Origin of the sequence: Undibacterium paludis, assembly GCF_022568815.1 — a bacterium.
Classification (GTDB): domain Bacteria; phylum Pseudomonadota; class Gammaproteobacteria; order Burkholderiales; family Burkholderiaceae_D; genus Undibacterium.
In genome coordinates this window covers 1-18,747 of the sequence record NZ_JAKZHX010000002.1, presented here as the reverse complement: position 1 = coordinate 18,747, position 18,747 = coordinate 1, and the positions used below count along the sequence as shown (strand labels likewise).

At 50.2% G+C, this 18,747-nt stretch carries 19 protein-coding genes; 9 read left to right on the top strand and 10 right to left on the bottom strand.

Annotated elements, in window-relative coordinates; genetic code table 11:
* Positions 1-22: 22 nt before the first annotated feature.
* The 5 genes from LZ463_RS04640 to LZ463_RS04620 all read left to right on the top strand — a co-directional run bounded on the left by LZ463_RS04640 (position 23) and on the right by LZ463_RS04620 (position 5,733).
* The gene (locus LZ463_RS04640) at positions 23-313 is read left to right on the top strand and encodes a hypothetical protein (RefSeq protein WP_241454345.1); all 291 of its coding nucleotides are present in this window, start codon (positions 23-25) and stop codon (positions 311-313) included.
* Between the two features lie 230 nt (positions 314-543).
* A protein-coding gene (gene prfB / locus LZ463_RS04635; RefSeq protein WP_241454344.1) for a peptide chain release factor 2 occupies positions 544-1,648 on the top strand; the annotation gives its coding sequence in 2 pieces (ribosomal slippage) (positions 544-624 and positions 626-1,648; 1,104 coding nt in all).
* An 83-nt stretch (positions 1,649-1,731) separates the two neighbouring features.
* Entirely contained in the window at positions 1,732-3,270 is a 1,539-nt protein-coding gene (gene lysS / locus LZ463_RS04630; protein ID WP_241454343.1) for a lysine--tRNA ligase, read from the top strand.
* 98 nt (positions 3,271-3,368) lie between these two features.
* Positions 3,369-5,159: an ABC transporter ATP-binding protein gene (locus LZ463_RS04625; protein ID WP_241454342.1), complete on the top strand. Its 1,791-nt coding sequence runs from the start codon at positions 3,369-3,371 to the stop codon at positions 5,157-5,159.
* Between the two features lie 100 nt (positions 5,160-5,259).
* A complete protein-coding gene (locus LZ463_RS04620) occupies positions 5,260-5,733 on the top strand; it encodes a cupin domain-containing protein (protein ID WP_241454341.1) in 474 nt (157 codons plus the stop codon).
* A 140-nt stretch (positions 5,734-5,873) separates the two neighbouring features.
* Here LZ463_RS04620 and LZ463_RS04615 read toward each other — a convergent pair whose 3' ends face one another.
* Positions 5,874-6,866, bottom strand: a complete 993-nt coding sequence (locus LZ463_RS04615) for an NAD(P)/FAD-dependent oxidoreductase (RefSeq protein WP_241454339.1) — start codon at positions 6,864-6,866, stop codon at positions 5,874-5,876.
* 111 nt (positions 6,867-6,977) lie between these two features.
* Positions 6,978-7,427: a CBS domain-containing protein gene (locus LZ463_RS04610; protein WP_241454337.1), complete on the bottom strand. Its 450-nt coding sequence runs from the start codon at positions 7,425-7,427 to the stop codon at positions 6,978-6,980.
* Between the two features lie 176 nt (positions 7,428-7,603).
* On the opposite strand from LZ463_RS04610, the gene LZ463_RS04605 reads away from it, so the two are divergent.
* Genes LZ463_RS04605 through LZ463_RS04595 form a run of 3 tightly spaced genes read left to right on the top strand, consistent with a single transcriptional unit; the run spans position 7,604 to position 10,352 of the window.
* Positions 7,604-8,914 (top strand): O-acetylhomoserine aminocarboxypropyltransferase, encoded by a 1,311-nt coding sequence (locus LZ463_RS04605; RefSeq protein ID WP_241454334.1) that lies wholly within the window; start codon positions 7,604-7,606, stop codon positions 8,912-8,914.
* A 1-nt stretch (position 8,915) separates the two neighbouring features.
* Positions 8,916-9,722, top strand: coding sequence for an alpha/beta fold hydrolase (locus tag LZ463_RS04600; RefSeq protein WP_241454333.1), 807 nt, complete (start codon positions 8,916-8,918; stop codon positions 9,720-9,722).
* Between the two features lie 12 nt (positions 9,723-9,734).
* Positions 9,735-10,352, top strand: a complete 618-nt coding sequence (locus tag LZ463_RS04595) for a LysE family translocator (protein ID WP_241454331.1) — start codon at positions 9,735-9,737, stop codon at positions 10,350-10,352.
* Between the two features lie 107 nt (positions 10,353-10,459).
* On the opposite strand, the gene LZ463_RS04590 is transcribed toward LZ463_RS04595, so the two are convergent.
* From LZ463_RS04590 to LZ463_RS04575, 4 genes are read right to left on the bottom strand one after another with little or no spacing between them, the layout of a single operon-like run.
* Positions 10,460-11,539, bottom strand: coding sequence for a sulfotransferase family protein (locus tag LZ463_RS04590; protein WP_489686081.1), 1,080 nt, complete (start codon positions 11,537-11,539; stop codon positions 10,460-10,462).
* A 44-nt stretch (positions 11,540-11,583) separates the two neighbouring features.
* Positions 11,584-12,597 carry a DHHA1 domain-containing protein gene (locus LZ463_RS04585; RefSeq protein ID WP_241454325.1) on the bottom strand — a complete coding sequence of 338 codons (1,014 nt, stop codon included), beginning with the start codon at positions 12,595-12,597 and terminating at the stop codon, positions 11,584-11,586.
* Between the two features lie 10 nt (positions 12,598-12,607).
* A complete protein-coding gene (gene cysC, locus LZ463_RS04580; protein ID WP_241454321.1) occupies positions 12,608-13,303 on the bottom strand; it encodes an adenylyl-sulfate kinase in 696 nt (231 codons plus the stop codon).
* A 39-nt stretch (positions 13,304-13,342) separates the two neighbouring features.
* On the bottom strand, positions 13,343-15,103 hold the full coding sequence (locus LZ463_RS04575; protein ID WP_241454317.1) for a methyl-accepting chemotaxis protein: 1,761 nt from the start codon (positions 15,101-15,103) through the stop codon (positions 13,343-13,345).
* 375 nt (positions 15,104-15,478) lie between these two features.
* On the opposite strand from LZ463_RS04575, the gene LZ463_RS04570 reads away from it, so the two are divergent.
* A complete protein-coding gene (locus LZ463_RS04570; RefSeq protein ID WP_241454315.1) occupies positions 15,479-15,844 on the top strand; it encodes an Mpo1-like protein in 366 nt (121 codons plus the stop codon).
* A gap of 57 nt (positions 15,845-15,901) precedes the next feature.
* Here LZ463_RS04570 and LZ463_RS04565 read toward each other — a convergent pair whose 3' ends face one another.
* Genes LZ463_RS04565 through LZ463_RS04550 form a run of 4 tightly spaced genes read right to left on the bottom strand, consistent with a single transcriptional unit; the run spans position 15,902 to position 18,671 of the window.
* Positions 15,902-16,342: a GNAT family N-acetyltransferase gene (locus tag LZ463_RS04565; protein WP_241454313.1), complete on the bottom strand. Its 441-nt coding sequence runs from the start codon at positions 16,340-16,342 to the stop codon at positions 15,902-15,904.
* A complete protein-coding gene (locus LZ463_RS04560) occupies positions 16,339-16,794 on the bottom strand; it encodes an acyl-CoA thioesterase (protein WP_241454312.1) in 456 nt (151 codons plus the stop codon). Before LZ463_RS04560 ends, LZ463_RS04565 begins: the two co-directional genes overlap by 4 nt.
* Positions 16,795-16,838: 44 nt before the next feature.
* The gene (locus LZ463_RS04555) at positions 16,839-17,735 is read right to left on the bottom strand and encodes an alpha/beta fold hydrolase (protein ID WP_241454310.1); all 897 of its coding nucleotides are present in this window, start codon (positions 17,733-17,735) and stop codon (positions 16,839-16,841) included.
* Between the two features lie 36 nt (positions 17,736-17,771).
* Positions 17,772-18,671 carry an SDR family oxidoreductase gene (locus LZ463_RS04550; protein WP_241454308.1) on the bottom strand — a complete coding sequence of 300 codons (900 nt, stop codon included), beginning with the start codon at positions 18,669-18,671 and terminating at the stop codon, positions 17,772-17,774.
* Positions 18,672-18,747 lie beyond the last annotated feature (76 nt).

The following is an 18,747-nucleotide window of genomic DNA, read 5'->3' as shown; positions in this document are numbered from 1 at the left end:
GTGACAACCTCAAGGAGGAAGTATGAAACACATGAAAACAGTATTGATACTCGAGCACACAGAAGAAGTATTCGACAAACTCACCTGTGATGTCTGCGGTGCCGAATCGCGCTGGGATGAAAATTGGGGCAACAAGGAGCATGAAAAAATCATCACCACCATACAGCTTGAAGAAGAGGAATCCTTCCCTCACGGCGGCCAGGCAACGCTGACGCAATACCATATCTGCCCGACATGCTTTAAAGATCACCTGGCAAAATGGATGGAAAGCCATAGGGATGCCAAGCCCACCGTCACAAATTCCGTCTGGTAACACCCAGACATCATCAGATACCGTGCAAGCCTTCATTTTGCCAGCAAAACACGAGCGATATGGCGACGATGAAGGCAGGCCCAGATGGCGCAAAACCATATTATTGTGACAAATCATACAGATAAGCCATAATTTCCCGTTTTTAGAGCTGGCAAAACACGCTTATTGACGTCAAGCCCGATCCGGCAAGGTATAATGCAAGGTTTGATTGCATTAGAAAAGTACCTATCATGGAAGCCGAACGCCTCAATAGCCTGTCCACCCTGCTCGCCGACCTGACAGTCCGCGAAGCCGAACTCCGGAGGTATCTTTGACTTCGATATCAAGTCAGAGAAACTGGAACAAGTCAACGCTGAACTCGAAGATCCTACCGTCTGGAATGATCCCAAACGCGCCCAGGAACTAGGCAAGGAAAAAAAATCCCTGGAAGCAGTCGTCAATACCCTCATCAAGGCCGATAGCGGTCTGCGTGACGCCAATGACCTGTTCGCCATGGCACGTGAAGAAAATGACGACGATACCCTGGAATCCATAGAAGCTGATGCACAAGGTTTGCGTGAGCTGGTGGAAGGTATGGAATTCCGTCGCATGTTCAATAACCCCATGGACCCGAACAATTGCTTTATCGATATCCAGGCCGGTGCCGGTGGTACTGAAGCCCAGGACTGGGCATCCATGTTATTGCGCCAATACCTGCGTTATTGCGAACGCAAGGGCTTCAAGGTAGAAATCCTGGAACAGTCTGACGGTGACGTCGCCGGCATCAAGACTGCCACACTGAAAGTTGAAGGCGAATACGCTTATGGCTTCTTGCGTACGGAAACCGGCGTACACCGCCTGGTGCGCAAATCCCCATTTGACTCAAACAACGGTCGTCACACATCCTTCTCCAGCCTGTTTGTCTACCCTGAGGTTGATGACTCATTTGAAATCGACATCAATCCGGCTGATGTCCGTACCGATACCTACCGTGCGTCTGGCGCCGGTGGTCAGCACATCAATAAAACGGATTCCGCTGTTCGTCTGACACATGCCCCTTCCGGCATCGTCGTGCAATGCCAGAATGACCGCAGCCAGCACAGGAATCGTGCTGAAGCCTGGGAAATGCTGAAAGCCAAACTGTTTGAACTTGAACTGCGCAAGCGCATGAGCGAAAAACAGAATCTCGAAGACTCCAAGACCGATGTGGGCTGGGGCCATCAAATCCGCTCCTACGTACTCGATCAATCCCGCATCAAGGACTTGCGCACCAATTTTGAGACTGGTAACACGAAGGCCGTCCTTGATGGTGAGCTTGATGAATTCATCGCAGCCTCGCTGAAGCAAGGCGTGTAATCCTGTGCGCAGGCACGTACCCTGCGCTACCTTAAAGAATCAAAACCTGCCGGCCAGATGCCAGCCCTCCCTAGGGGAAATTTATGTCTGAAATCAATAATACCTCATCAGTTGAAGAAGTAGCCGTTGACGAAAACTCCGTCATCGCCGTCCGTCGCGCCAAACTTGACGCCATTCGCGCCAAAGGCGTCGCATTCCCGAATGACTTCCGCCCCGAGCACAAAGCTGCTGAGCTGCAAGAAAAATACAGTGCCATGAGCCGCGAAGAACTGGAAGCGTTGAATGTCGAAGTCAGCGTTGCCGGCCGCATGATGCTGAGCCGCCCGGCGGGCAAGAAGGCCGCTTTTGCTACATTGCAGGATGCTTCCGGCATCAAGGCTGATGGTCGCATACAGTTGTATGTCACAACTGACAAAACTGGCGAAGCCGAGATGGAAGCATTCCATCAGTACGACCTGGGTGATATTCTCGGTGTTGTCGGTGTACTGTTCAAAACCAAGACAGACGAATTGACCATCAAAGTCAGTACTTTGCGCCTGCTGACCAAGTCCCTGCGTCCTTTGCCGGATAAATTCCACGGCCTAGCCAATCAGGAAACCAAGTATCGCCAGCGCTATGTTGACCTGATCATGAGTGAAGATACACGCCGCACATTCAAGGCGCGTACTGCAGCCATGAACTCCATACGCACGTTCATGAACAGCAATGATTTCATGGAAGTGGAAACACCGATGCTGCACGTGATACCTGGCGGTGCAGCAGCCAAGCCCTTCATTACCCACCACAATGCGCTGGACATGCAAATGTACCTGCGCATTGCACCGGAACTGTACCTGAAACGCCTGGTCGTCGGTGGTTTCAATCGTGTATTTGAAGTCAACCGCAACTTCCGCAATGAAGGCGTATCTCCACGCCACAACCCTGAATTCACGATGATGGAATTCTATGCAGCCTATGTCGATTACAAATGGCTGATGGACTTTACCGAACAGGTCATACGCAAGGCAGCTGAAGATGCGCATGGTACGGCTGTCCTGACCTACCAGGGGCGAGAGCTCGATCTGAGCAAGCCTTTCCAGCGTCTGACCATCGTTGGTGCCATCAACAAATATGCGCCGCATTACACCAACGAGCAATTGCATGATGCCGAATTCATCAAGACAGAATTGCTGAAGTTTGGTGTCAAGCCTTTCGCCACAGCTGGCCTGGGTGCCTTGCAACTGGCCCTGTTTGAAGAAACAGCAGAAGCACAATTGTGGGACCCGACCTACATCATCGATTACCCGGTCGAAGTATCGCCACTGGCACGCGCTTCAGACACAGTCGCAGGTATTACGGAGCGTTTCGAGTTGTTCATGACAGGCCGCGAAATCGCCAATGGCTTCTCGGAATTGAATGACGCTGAAGACCAGGCTGCCCGCTTCCAGGCACAGGTTGCCGCCAAGGATGCCGGTGATGAAGAAGCCATGTACTATGACGCCGACTATATCCGCGCCCTGGAATATGGCCTGCCGCCAACCGGTGGCTGTGGCATAGGCATAGACCGCCTGATGATGCTGATTACGGATTCACCTAACATCCGTGACGTCATCCTGTTCCCGCATCTGCGTCGCGAAGACTGAACAAGCGTCTGAGCAAATAAACGCAAACAAGAAAAGGACTGTAGAATTTACAGTCCTTTTTCGTTTCCCAGCAGCATTCCCAATTCATTTCCCAAACCATGCCGCCAGTTCATCCTTTAAAAAAACTGCTTCAATATGCCAGAGCCTATCGCAATGATTTCCGCCTTGCGACCATTTACTCGATACTGAATAAATTTTTTGATGTCTTGCCTGAAGTGTTAATCGGCGTCGCAGTTGATATCGTCATCAACGGTGACAAGAGTTTTCTGGCAAAGCGGGTGCTGGGCGGCTTTGGCATTACGGACACCTGGCATCAATTGATGTTTCTTGGTGCAGTCAACGCGTTGATCTGGGGTGGGGAATCCTGGTTCGAATACCTGTTGTCACTAAAATGGCGCAAGCTCGCACAAAACCTGCAACACGATCTGCGGCTTGATACCTATGATCATGTACAAAAGCTGGAAATGGCTTATTTTGAAAATCAACGCACTGGCAATCTGATGTCCATCTTAAATGAAGACATCAACCAGATGGAGCGCTTCCTCAACGGCGGTGCAAACCAGATCATCCAGGTGATATGTTCATCCATCATGGTCAGTGCCGTCTTCTTTACCTTGCAGCCATCGCTGGCCATCATCTCCCTGCTACCAGTCCCGGCAATTCTGATCGGCGCATTCTGGTTCCAGAAAAAACTGGCACCTCGGTATTCCAAAGTACGTGAAGCCGCTGGCGACGTCAGTGCGCGCCTGAATAATAATTTGCTTGGCCTGGCGACCATCAAGGCATTCGCAACAGAAGCCTTCGAAAAAAACCATATCGCCGAAGCCAGCAACGCATATCGAGACGCCAACAGCCGTGCCATTGCCATCAGTTCAGCAATCACACCGGTGATACGCATGGCAATTCTGGCCGGTTTTACAGCTACCCTGGTCTATGGTGGCTGGCTGACGCTGCAAGGTGATCTTGCCGTCGGCGCCTATTCTGTACTGGTCTACCTGACCCAACGCCTGCTATGGCCGATGACAGGACTGGCCGAGGTTGCAGATATGTACCAGCGCTCCATGTCAGCAATAGACCGCGCCATGGGCTTGCTTGATACCAAGATCAGCATTCCCTATGAAGGCAAGCATATCTCGCCAGCCCAGACCAGGGGCGAACTACGTTTTGAACAAGTCAGCTTCGCCTATGGCGAACAAAAAACCTTGCAAGATATCAACCTGCATATTCCTGCCGGCAAGACCGTTGCGTTTGTCGGCTCAACCGGTTCCGGCAAGTCAACCCTGGTGAAATTGCTGTTGCGCTTTTATTCAGCGCAGTCAGGGAGAATCACTGTTGATGACCTGGAGATCAATGAAATCAATCTCCAGGATTTGCGTCGCACGATAGGTTATGTTGCACAAGACAGTTTTCTGACTGACGGCACGATTGCTGACAATATTGCTTATGGTATGCACGATGCCAGCGATACGGACATCAGGAAAGCAGCAGAAGCGGCAGAAGCCACGGAATTCATCAATAAACTACCATTGGGTTTCGCGACCCGCATAGGGGAGCGCGGCCAGAAATTATCGGGCGGACAACGTCAACGACTGGCGCTTGCTAGGGCGATCCTGAAAAATCCGCCCCTGCTGATACTTGATGAGGCGACCAGTGCGGTTGACAATGAGACGGAAGCCGCAATTCAGCGCAGCCTGGATGTCATCAGTCGTGATCGCACTACTATCGTCATTGCCCATCGTCTGTCCACCGTTCGCCAGGCTGATTGCATATATTTGATGGAAGCTGGCCAAATCGTCGAAAGTGGCTCACATGAAGAATTACTGGCGCAAAACGGCGGTTATGCTGCATTATGGCGCTTGCAAACAGGTGAACGCAGTCATATCGCATAGAAGGAGGCGGTAAGACATCGTATGATTTTGACTTTATTTATCATATCCATTTGACAGCTGATGTTATGCTTCCAGCATGTAGTTATGGAGTAGATACCATATGAAAAGATCTCTGACCATCGCAATTGCTGCCGGCATCATCACTTTACTGGGCGCCAGCTCTTACCAGGCCGTTGCCTATATTACACAAGTGCAACCAGCAACCAGCGTAGCCAGAAAATTGCCAGTGCAGCCCTTTGAAGTTGATCCGTCCTGGATCAAGGAAGGCAAACCCAACTTCAGGGCAACAGAGTTTTTCAAATCCCATGATGGAAAGACCAGTTCAGGAATCTTTGAATGTGACGGCCCGTCCACCTTCGAGTGGCACTACCAGTTGGACGAAGCCATCTATGTACTGGACGGCGGTGTTGACATTGAATACCAGGGCCAACGTTTTTCCCTGAAGCCGGGCGAGACAGCTTTTTTCCGTGCTGGTACAACTGCCTTGTGGCATGTCCCTAAAGGCATACGCAAATCATGGACCTTGCATGATGCCGGCACACCCGCCCGTGGACTGGCCAGGATACTGAATTAGGCCACAATAAAGCCATTGCCGGTTTGAGTCCACCGGCAAGCAGGTCAGCACGAGTTCATTGAGACTGGGCAGGTTTCAGGCTTGAAATCAACCAACACCTGCCGCATACATCACAATAGCGCAACTGCATGCATGTTAGCTCAGCCAATAGTCCTGGCCAGCGCAACGGCGCTCAAAAATGCATTTTCCACCTTGCCGGCACCATCGAGCCCGGCACTGAACCAGTCTCCGCATGCACCTATTCCCTTTTTCGCATCCCAGAGGAAGTCTGTCGCCAGTGGCTTGTCTGCCTGGGCATATCGCCAGCGATGGGCAACAGCATGGATAGGCTGTATCCAGCTGCCTGTAGCCTCGTGGAAAGCCTTGCTCAATTTTTCCTTGACGCGTTCGGCATCATCTTCAAGATGCTCCACACTCCAGGCGGCTGTCGCATGACAAACCCAGCGCTCTCCTGCCCTGTGCTGCGGCTTGATATCGTCGCGAGCGATCCAGCCCAGGCGCGAGTTATTGACCCAGGCGCCGTCATACGGCAAATCCAGCGAATGCTGGAAACCCAGCATCAAGGTCCAGCATGGCGCCAGGCTGGCTGACCTGGCTTGCTTGGACAATGGCGGGAGCACACTCAACAAAGGTTCAGCTTGATCTGCTGGCATCGCCAGTATCACCGCATCAAATGGACCGGCAGTGGCGGCTACGGGCACGGTGCTTGCGCGTATTGATAACAACCACTGCTTGCCCAGTGCTTCAATAGCGCCAACCTGATGTTCAGTGCGGACATCAAGCCCGTGCGCCAGTTGCTTGCCAAGAGCACTCATGCCCGGTACTGGCACATAACGGGTACCGGATTGCCCGGCAGCCTTGGCTTTCCCTGCATCAAGGGTCACCAGTTTGGCATTCCAGGGCACTATCCAGCCAAATTTTTTCCAGTCCGCCACTTCTTTTTTAAACCGGGGAGAGCTGGCTGTGAAATACTGGGCGCCATGATCAAACCCGCCAAGCTCAGTTTGCCGGGTACTCATACGGCCACTGACACCCATGCTTTTTTCATACACGGTTACATGATGACCTTGGGTTTGCAATTGTCGCGCAATAGTCAAACCTGCGATTCCAGCACCAACAACGGCGATATGCATATTTATGTCCTTTTTCAATGCAGTTTAGGCACACTTGAGACGACAAGAGGCAATAAAAAACGCCCGCAGTCAGGCTCGCGGGCGTTTTCAGATTTAATCAGGCATCCTTGATCATTGCTCGTTTTCTTCAACAGGCCAATCACGAATATAGGCTTTCAACATCTTGTTTTCAAAGCTTTGTGCTTCCAGCACGGCTTTGGCTACGTCATAGAAGGAGATAACACCCAGCAAGGTTTTTGCATCCATCACAGGCAGGTAACGCGAGTGCTTTTCCAGCATCATACGACGTACTTCGTTGACTTCGGTTTCTGGTGTCACGGTCAAGGGGTGATCATCCATGTATTTGCGCACGGTACCATTGCCGAGTGAGCCGTTATTTTTGTGTATGGCACGAATTACCTCACGAAAAGTCAGTATGCCTGCTAGGTCGCCATATTCCATGACGACCAGAGAACCAATGTCTTTTTCTTCCATAACACTGACCGCTTCGGTAATCGGGGTATCCGGAGTGATAGTGAAAAGGATATTGCCTTTCACCTGAAGTATTTCTGAGACTTTCATATGCCCCTCCGCGTATATGTTTTTGTGGACGTTAATTGCAATGTATCGCAAGCCTTGCAAAAAATCCAGCAGGTAACATGAATTCCTTGCGAAAACACAGTCATTTTGCAAGTGATTTTGCAAGCTGCCATGCTGCGATGGTAGCATTGCGCGATTACAATACGGAGAGTTCCCTCATGAGTGGACCTAAATACCACGGCTTCGACACCCTTTCACTGCATGCCGGTGCTGCACCTGACCCGGCAACCGGTGCACGCGCGACACCTATCTACCTGACATCCTCGTTTGTTTTCAAAGACTCTGACCACGCTGCCTCGCTGTTCAATATGGAACGTGCAGGTCATGTTTATTCACGCATTTCCAATCCCACCAATGCAGTCCTGGAAGAAAGGATTGCTGCACTGGAGGGCGGTGTTGCCGGACTGGCAGTTGCCAGCGGGCAAGCAGCCATGCACCTGGGGCTGACCACCATTGCCGGAGCCGGTTCCCACGTTGTCGCATCGCGGGCTTTATATGGCGGATCTCAAAACCTGCTGGCCTACACCATGAAGCGTTTTGGCATAGAGACCACTTTTGTTGATCCACGTGACCTTAATGCCTGGCGCAACGCAATACGCCCCAATACCAAGGTCCTGTTTGCAGAAACCCTGGGCAATCCTGGACTGGACGTATTGAACATACCGGCCGTGGCAGACATTGCCCACGCAAATCATTTACCCTTGATGTTGGACGCAACCTTCACAACGCCGTATCTGTTAAAACCATTTGATCATGGTGCTGACCTGGTGTTTCATTCAGCGACCAAATTCCTGTGCGGCCATGGCACTGCCATAGGTGGTCTGCTGGTCGATGGCGGCACATTTGACTGGCAGGCAGCCTATGAGGCCAGTGGCAGATTTGCCGAGCTCTGCGAGCCCTATGACGGCTTTCATGGCATGGTTTTCGCAGAAGAATCGACGGTTGCTGCGTTTTCATTACGCGCACGGCGTGAAGGTCTGCGCGACTTTGGCGCCTGTATGAGCCCGCACAATGCCTTCACCATATTGCAAGGCATTGAAACCCTGGGTTTGCGCATGGACAAGCATGTAGCAAATACCCGCAAAGTGGTTGAATTCCTGGTTTCGCACCCGGCAGTGGACTCGGTTTCTTATCCGGAACTTGATACACATCCTGACTATGAACTGGCAAAGACATTGCTGCCCAACGGTTGTGGTGCGGTATTTTCCTTCAACATCAAGGGTAACCGCGCGGCCGGTCAGCGTTTCATAGAAAGCCTGGGCATCTTTTCACATCTGGCCAATGTCGGTGACGCCAAATCTTTGGCAATACACCCGGCATCGACAACGCATTTCCGTGTACCGGCAGAACAGCTGATTGCATCCGGCATCACTGAAGGCACCATGCGTCTGTCAATAGGCCTGGAAAATGTCGATGACTTGATTGAAGACCTGGCGCGTGGCCTCAAAACTGCCCAGAAAGGAGCTTGAGATGTTATTTGAAATCAATGGACACACCGCCTATTGCTATACAGGCGGCAAGAGTTTCAATCCGGCCTTGCACACCATCGTTTTTATTCATGGCGCACAAAATGATCACTCGGTCTGGGGCTTGCAGACACGCTATCTCGCGCATCACGGCTTTAACGTACTGGCCGTTGACCTCCCTGGCCACGGGCGCAGCAAGGGCGAGGCATTGAAAAGTGTTGAACAAATGGCGGAATGGCTGGTGACCTTGCTCGACGTCGTCGGCATACAACAGGCAACTCTGGTCGGCCATAGCATGGGTTCGCTGATTGCGCTGGAAACCTGCCACAAGGCAAGTACGCGCGTCAGCAAGCTGGTTCTGGTCGGCACAGCCTATCCCATGCGCGTGTCCGATACCCTGCTCAATGCAGCGCGCGATGAAGAGCAAACTGCGATTGATATGGTCAATATCTGGTCGCATACGTCGATAGCTCATAAACCCTCCTGCCCAGGTCCGGGTTTTTATGTCATGGGCGTCAGCCAGCGCTTGATGCAAAGGATATCAGCCATCAACCCGGACCAGGTTTTTTATACCGACTTTTCTGCCTGCAATGCCTACGCCAACGGCGAACTAGCCGCGCAATCAGTCAATTGTCCGGTTTTATTCCTGCTCGGGAAAAAAGACATGATGACACCCGCCAAAGCCAGTCAGACGCTTTCCCGGGCGATTCCGCACAGCCAGCAAAAGATCATAGAAAATTGCGGCCATTCCCTGATGTCAGAACAGCCAGAACAAGTCCTGTCCGCCATTCATGAATTTGTGAGGGCTTAGTCCGCAATGGCAATGAATCTGGAAAGCTGGGCCTTGTTCACGGTGACAGAAGCGGCGCTTTCACTATCCCCAGGCCCTGCCGTCATGATGGTAGTAGCTTATGGTATTGCCAGGGGCTGGCGCACTTCTTTATTTGTCACATTGGGCATCCTGACCGGCAATGCGATTTATTTCGCCCTGTCGGCAACCGGTATAGGTTCTTTGATACTGGCATCACCACAGGTTTTCATGGTCATCAAATACCTGGGCGCTGCCTATCTGGTCTACCTGGGTCTGTCAGCCATCTTTGGCAAACCGTCACCACTGACCATATCAACACTGAGCAATGTTATTTTGAGCGGCAGGAGAATATTCAGCAGTGCTCTTATGCTGCAATTGACCAATCCCAAGACCTTATTGATGTTTGTCGCCATCCTGCCGCAATTCATCGATCCAGGACAGCCAGTGGGTCTGCAAATGTTGATACTGGCAGCCTGCTCCATCATTCCTGAATTTTTCATCCTGCTGGGATACGGCATGCTGGCCAGCAAAGCCAGCCATTGGGCAACACAAGAGCGTTATGCGGTCATCACTGAAAGAATCGCCGGCACCCTGGTGACGGCAGCCGGTGTCATGGTTGCTCTGGTGTGACTACCTGCCGGACCACCAGACCAGACAAATGGCCAGACAAATACATGGGCGCTTGAATCTGCATTCAACCGCCCATCTTATTGCAAACCTACGCCCTCACTTCGCACTCATACATGTGCGGGCAAACGTTGATTCAATCCTGCCAGATAGTCTGCCCTGAAACGACGCAGCACATAGTCCTTGTAGTTGTCGTGTTTGAGACTATCCCAGGCCACCTCTTTGCCTCGCGCCGATTTTTCCTTCGCCGCCTTGATTGTTTCCTGGCTTAACTCCAGGTTTGCTGCTGTCATGAACTCATAGCCATACAATTGCATGAATTCCCTGGTCAGGCTTTCTATGACTTCAATTTCCTGCATGCTCAATTGCTGCTTGAACTTGTCCTTGTTCGCCAGGATGGGCGGGAATCGATTGCTTTCCCACAGTGCCGACATATGCGAAATTTGCTGTGCCTCATTGGAGTGGGTGACGTCAAGCATTTTTGATGTGAATGCAATGCCAAAAAATCCGCAGATTGCGCGCAAGACTGTTTCCTGGTTGGTCAGGAAATCTTCATAACGTATCGTCAACACCCGGTCCGGATGCCGATTGATAATATCGCGGGACAGCTGGTGCGCCTCCAGCCAGGCAAGTGCATTCAGGGTAGAGTCATAATCATGGATGATGGCTCTGTTCATGGAGGCGACTTGCGCCCTTGGATCCCTCACCACATTCAGGAACAGCATGTTCGGAAACAGTTGCAAAAGCTCGTCGGCATAATGCACACTGTCCAGCGATTTATCCATGACTATGCGGGCATGATGGCGCTCACCCGTACGCAGCAGCAACTCCCATAATATACGGTGCACACTGCGCCTGTCATTTTTGATGGACTCAAAAACATCCACAGGATCAAAAACAATATCCTTCCATTTCACCATACTGGCCGCTTGCAAACCAATGACATCAACCACCAGCCGGAAATAATTTTCGTCATCATCAAGATTCCCGTAACGCGGCACCAAGGGCATGAAGTCGACAATATGCAAGGGATAAGGCGAATAAAATTCCTTGCTGTTGTTGAGTCGCAAACGCAAGGCATGGCTGCCACATCGGCGCAAAGGTATCATCAGCACTGGTGTCGGGCGCTTTGCCCCTGCCATCCCTGTCTCTGCTTGTTGCGCACTTGTTGCATTGTCTGATTCAGCCATGATTTCCTCCCCGAACTGAAGACCAAAAAACTCCACCTGCTTAGCTAACGCTCATTGCAAACTTGTTCTTTTCCAGCGCCATCGAAATAACGCCTGAATGCATTGACAAAATTATCTACTTCCGCTTCAGCCAGGTGATTGATACCTGCTGCCCCGCGCCGCCCACCACCTGTAGAAAAGCCGGAACAAAACGCGCCTGCTGGTTTACTATCGGGCAATCCCGAACGAACACTGACAATAAAATTACCGTCAGGTTTGGCAGTCAGGACGGCAATAGACTTTCCTGCGTGCTCCTGACTCAGTTTGTTTGCCAATATCCCCGAAACACGCCTGGCCCAAGCCTGTTGTGGCAAAACATACACAGATGAAAATCCATCCTGGCAGTAAGACTGCACTGTCTGCATGGCTGCCATGTCATCTGTGTAAGCGTTTTTCAGCAGTGTAAATTCGGGGGCATGACGGATAAAGTCTGCAGGTTCCAGGTAGACATGCAAGCGTTCATATAAAACTTCCGGGTGGAAATGCAAGTCATCAACAGTTTCACCATAAGCGTTGTAATTGAGCAGTATGCCCAGTTGCTGCAATTCGCTGCGTTGCAATTCATCGACTCCTGCCTGGCCTGCCATCAAGCTGGCCACTTGTGGCAAATTATCGCCATAGGCAGCGACGACTGCCCATTCCCGGTATCGCCCGTCCAGATAGCGATTGACCAGGATGCTGGTGCATACGTCAGCGGTCATATCACAATGCAGATGCAAGCGTTCATGCTCAAAAGCTTGTGTCGCATTGTGATGATCAAAATAAGTCACTACAGCGCCTGCGCCAATATGTTCTCGCAAGGCTGCAATATTACTGTCCAGGGAAATATCCAATACCGTAACCCTGTCGCCCTCTTTTGATTTAAAACGACACAGCAAATCAATATCGCGTTTTGCGCCAGTAATCAATTTTGCCGTCACCGGCTCTGCCAGTCTTAACTGATGCAAAGCACAGATACCGTCTGCATCACCATTGAAGACATCATAGGCATGATTCATTTGTTTCTGATCGTCCGACATGATTCCCTCATCACCTGACAAAACATAATCCTATCAGGTGTCGGTAAAGAATCTCTGCCGCTTCCTCTATCGTATATAGTTCTGAATTTATTACCAGATCGGGGTCCACGGGTTCTTCGTAAGGCGCTGACACCCCTGTGAATTCAGGGATCTCCCCCCTGCGAGCCCTGGCATACAGCCCTTTGGGATCACGGCGTTCACATTCCACACCCGGTGTACTGATATGCACCTCAACAAAACGCTCTTGACCGATAATCTCTCTTGCCATGGCACGGTCTGCCCTGAATGGAGAAATGAATGCAGTAATAGCAATCATCCCTGCTTCATTGATCAGATGAGCAACTTCAGCCGCCCTGCGTATATTTTCGCGCCTGTCATCAGGGGAAAAACCAAGATCACAATTCAGATGATGTCGTAAATTGTCGCCATCAACAACAAAGCAGCAATGACCACGATCCAGCAAAAGTTTTTCAAGGGCATAACCCAGAGTTGACTTGCCTGCCCCGCTCAGGCCTGTCAGCCACAGAGTTGCCGGCGTCTGACGCAACAATCGCTCGCGAGTCCTGGAACTGACGACACCATGATGCCAATTGATGTTGGAAGCAAGAGACTGGGGAGTTTGTACAAAACGACCAAACTTTGTCCTTCGTTCACCCCTGACGACTTCATCAGGTTTTTCTTCCATGATATCGGTGGTAATGTGCATTTCATACTCCCGGCTAAACCACTGGTCGTTCAGCAAATTCTAAAATTCTTCCCAGTCTTGCGATGCATTCTGTGCGGTGCCAGGATTAGCATTGGCGACACGTTTGATCTGGTGAGCAGACCCTTTATTTTTATCTTGAGGAGATGCTTTTTTTATCAAGGGTACGATCTTTTTATCCAGACGATTCTCTTCTTCCAGGCTTTCACGCCAGGCTGGCTTGACAATATGCTCATTGGCAAGCTGGAAGGTACTGACCAGTTCAGACAAATCATCAGCCTGATTTTGCAAGGAAGCTGCGGCGGCTGCGGCCTCTTCTACCAAAGCAGCGTTCTGCTGGGTGACATCATCCATCTGTACGATAGCTTCATTGATTTGCTCTATGCCTGCAGTCTGTTCCTGGCTGGCCATCATGATTTCATTCATGATCCCGGTTACCCGCTTGATGCTGAGCACAATTTCCTCCATGGTGACACCAGCCTGATCAACCAGTTTTGCGCCTATGCCAACCTTGGTCACAGAATCATCGATCAAATGCTTGATTTCACGTGCAGCTTCTGCCGAACGTTGCGCAAGATTCCGGACTTCGGTTGCCACCACGGCAAACCCGCGCCCCTGCTCCCCTGCCCGCGCTGCTTCCACGGCAGCATTCAGGGCCAGGATATTGGTCTGGAACGCAATCCCGTCAATAACGCCAATGATGTCAACAATCTTTTTCGACGAAGTATTGATGGATCCCATGGTCTGCACCACTTCTGAAACGACACTGCCACCTTTTATTGCCACCTCCGATGCTGACTGCGCCAGAACATTAGCCTGCCTGGCATTGTCTGCATTTTGCTTCACCGTCGAAGTCAATTGCTCCATGGAAGATGCGGTCTCCTCCAAAGAACCTGCCTGAGCCTCAGTACGTGAAGAAAGGTCCATATTGCCCGATGCAATCTGGCGGGAAGCCGTGGCTATCGTATCGGTACCGGAGCGCACCATGCCAACTATGCTGGCCAGTCCCTTTTGCATCTCATCCATGGCATGCATAAGGCTGTGCTTGTCATTTCCAGCCAGATGTATTGGCACCGACAGATCACCGGCTGCAATTCTCTCTGCAATTTGAACGGCATGACGGGGTTCGCCGCCAAGTTGTTTCAACAGGCTACGCACGATCAGCCAGGCAGCAAACATGCCGACAAACAGAGCGGCCGTCCCAAATGCATACATCAATCTTTTTGCATTGTTATAATCAAGTTCAGCCTGCACTATCGCAGCGGAATTTTGCTTCTCTTCATCGGAAATGAATTCATTGAGCAATTCCCACCATTTTTTTTGTATGGGGCGAAATTCAAAGCGCAGCATCTTGTAGGCTTCATCCCCCTTTTTCTGAACACCAAGCTCCGCTCCTTTACTGATAAATGGATCTGAAAGCTTCGCCTGTTCGCTGATTTTGCCAAGCAAGGCAATTTGCTCAGGACTGGCGTTGGGGTCATTCTTGAGCATCTGCGTCAGTTTATCTTGCGCTTCTGCGTATTTTTTTGCCTGCGCCTGGATACGATTTACTTCTATCTGTATCTCCGCCTCATCAGACAACAGTATCAGATTGCGTAAAGCCAGCGCCCGTTCAGTGACGGTCAGATACATGGTAGACGCAAGCTTGGACTGAACATTGTTGACGTTGGCGATTTCGTCGAGTCTCTGGTTCATTCTCGCCATATAGGTAACACCAAGTAGCAAGACAACCAGCAGCAGGCTCAAAACCAGACCAAAACCTGTAATTAGCCGGGTCGACACTCGAGAATTTTCTATGTTCATGATTCCCCCAAAACGTTGTCAGCAAAAATTTTTGACTTGATCAAGGCTTGCATAAGGAAATACCACAAGTACATATTGCCACACGGAATTTAATGCCACAAGGAAATTATTAAAAAGTGTGAATTCACAATATGTTTTGCAATATCAAATACTTAAGTACATTTGCAATTTCTATCATGCATCAAATGCCAGTAGAAAAAAGGCATATAGATATTTCTTAAATGTATATTAAATCAAATAGTAGTGTATATATTTACAATGTCAATATTGCAATTAACAATAGTCTGATTTTTATTGCAGCAAAGTTTCGATGCATGCCCGGATTCTTTTGAAAAAAGACCCGGCCAGAAATACCTTGCGTTAAGATGCAGAAAAATGTCTGCGCCAATCAAAATTAAAAAACAAAAAAGGAGGGTGACAATGAGATATACAAGTTTTCGAGCTTTTTACGCTTTTTACCTGACCGAACACAGTAACAGAACTTGCCGCCAACTACATTTTCTCGGAAGCAGCCTGGTTTTGCTGTGCGTTATTCTTGCCTGTGTTACCGGCCAACTTACTTACTTGATTGCCGCGCCAATTTGTGGATATGGTTTTGCCTGGGCAGGTCATTTTCTGTTTGAGAAAAACCGGCCTGCTTCTTTCAAGCAACCACTATTCTCTTTTATGGGAGACTGGGTGATGTATTGGCAGTTGATTACGGGGCAAATCAACTTTACCCCTGAAGATAAAACATCATGAACTGTTTTCAAGCAAAAAACTGCCTGACCCCGTGGCTTTTAATCGTACAATCGATTTTCAGTTGAAGTGGAACACCATGCTGACATGGGGGATGCCAGCCTCTTCAAATATGTCGCCGTCGCGAATAAAACCTTCCTTGACATAAAAATTTTCTGCCGATTGCTGGGCATTCAGACGCACGGCTCTGTCGCCGCGTAATCTTGCCTGCTCCATCAATGCCCGCAGTATGCTGGCGCCAACACCCATGCCGCGTGCATTAGCAAGCACGGCCATGCGTCCGATATGAGCATCTGGCAAGAGCCGGCCTGTACCCACTGCAACCTGCCCATCATAGGCTACTGCGTGCATGCATAAGGCATCTGCAGCATCCCATTCCAGCTCTGCTGGTATTTTTTGTTCAATCACAAATACCTGGTAGCGAATGGCTTGCGCATCTTTTTGCAGCGTATTCCAATCTGAAATTTCAAGACGCAAATTATTTGTATTATCTGTAGTCATGTCCGAGTATCCGTCCGCGCATCAGCTGGTTTCAGCGTTTCGAAACCTGTAATTATCGCACGCCATTCTTCACTGATCGCAACTGACTTGCGCTTTTCCGTATCTGCATAGACATAAACCAATTCACCAGAAATCAAATGCATCTCGCCATGATAAATTTCCAGAATGAATTGCAGGGATGAACGGCCCATGCTGGCACAACGCACAGCGATGTCGAGTTCATCGTCAAACCTGGCCGGCGCCATGTATTCAACTGTAGATTTGCGGGCAAATAGCTCTTTACCCTCAGCCGCCTGGGCAATCACATTCGGCAAGCCAGTGGCACGCCAATATTCAGTGAAGGCCACGTCAAAATAGTTTAAATAATTCCCGTTGAAAACGATCGCCTGCATGTCGACTTCTGACCAGCGTACACGCAAGCGATGAAGAAATGAGAAATCCTGTTTAGGCATACGCTGACAATCACTGTTAAATGCAAATGATGAGACGAGGTCAATTATTGCTGCATGAATTGACGTATCAGGCGGTTGACGCGATCCGGCTGCTCATGAATGACCCAGTGTGATCCTTCCGGAATACGCTGTATCTGTACATCGTCAACAAAGTTTTCAATACCGTCGAGCAGCGTTTTAGGCAAGGCTTTGTCATTCTCTCCCCAGATGATCCGGGTAGTCACTTTCACCTGAAAATCAGCGGGATCAAGCTTTAACTGCAAAGGTCCCGAATTGGCCTCTGTTGGTGGATGCAGGGGTGAAGCACGGTAATAATTGACTCCACCGGTCAATCCACGTGCCCAGCAGGCATGATATGCTGCCCGGGTCTCTGCATCAAACCAGCCGGCATCCTCCTGCCCCATGCCATTGAAGAATCCGTCCATCAAGGTGAATTCATCCTTGGCCAGCGCCTGTTCGGAACCTGGATTGCGCAACCAGTTCATATATTCACTGGAAGATTTTTGCCCAGGATCATGTTTCAGTGCCTGCATGAACAGATAGGGATGAGGAGAATTCACGATGATCAGTTTTTCAAACAAGGCGGGCAAGGCTATCGCCATATTCCAGCAAATTGCCCCTCCCCAGTCGTGGGCAACCACGACAGCTTTTTCATAACCCAGATGCGCAATCAACAGACGCAGGTCATCGACGATATGCCTTGCTTTATAGGCCGACACATCCGTTGGCATGTCTGACAGATTAAAGCCGCGCAAGTCAGGGGCAACAGCAAAATAGTCCTGACCAAATTCAGCCAGTTGCACTTTCCATTCGTACCAGAATTCGGGGAAGCCATGGACAAACAACATCAATGGTCTGCCCTTTTCACCAGCGCTGGCAAAATGCAAACGAGTACCATTTTCCAGATTGGCAAACTGGTTGATTGTGATTTCTGCAGACATCTGGGCTAGCCTTTCGTGGTTGTATGCAAAATCCGCTTATGCCTTGAGCTTGGCTCTGAGCATGTCACGGATATGCGGCGCTGCCTTGTAAGGATCTCCGGGATTGCGCTGCAAGACGATATCTTCCATACGTTCCTGCACATTACCCAGCGCACTTGGGTGGGAATAAATATAGAACTGTTCTTCAGCTATCGCCTTGAAGGTGTTTTCAGCCACTTCCTGTGCAGTCACTTTGCCGGAAGTGACTGCTTTATCTGACATTGCCTGGGCTGCCCGCTGACTTGCTGTCGGCATAGAACCTGGGACATCGTCGGGGCGATTTCTGTGCGATTGCGAAATGCCGGTTGGAACGAAGTAAGGGCACAAAACGGATGCGCCGATAGGCGCCTCCACCAGTTTCAAGTCCTGATACAGCGACTCTGACAGCGACACCACGGCATGCTTGGAAACATTGTAGACGCCCATGGTGGGTGCATTGAGCAAACCAGCCATCGATGCCGTGTTGACGATGTGCCCTTCATATTGCGGGTCTTTTTTTGCACATTCCAGCATCAGATTGGTGAAGATGCGTACGCCGTGAATCACGCCCCAGAGATTGACGCCCAGAACCCACTCCCAGTCAGCCTGAGTATTCTCCCAGATCAGTCCACCGGAGCCGACACCGGCATTATTGAATACCAGGTGGACAGCGCCGAATTTTTCCATGGTGGCATCGGCCAAAGCCTGTACTTCGGCGACATGACGCACGTCGCAGCGCATGGCCAATACTTGTGCCCCCATTTCCTCCAGTTCTGCCCTGGTTTTATCCAAGGCATCCTGCTGCACATCAGCCAGTACCAGTTTCATGCCCAGGCGAGCACCTATGAGGGCAAATTCACGACCAAAACCACTGGCACCACCGGTAATGACGGCTACTCTGTCTTTAAATGTTTTCATGTCTGTCTCTTTTATCGTTATTTGCCTGGTGTATGTATAAAAATCAGGACTTACATTCTTCGTTTGAATTTTTGTT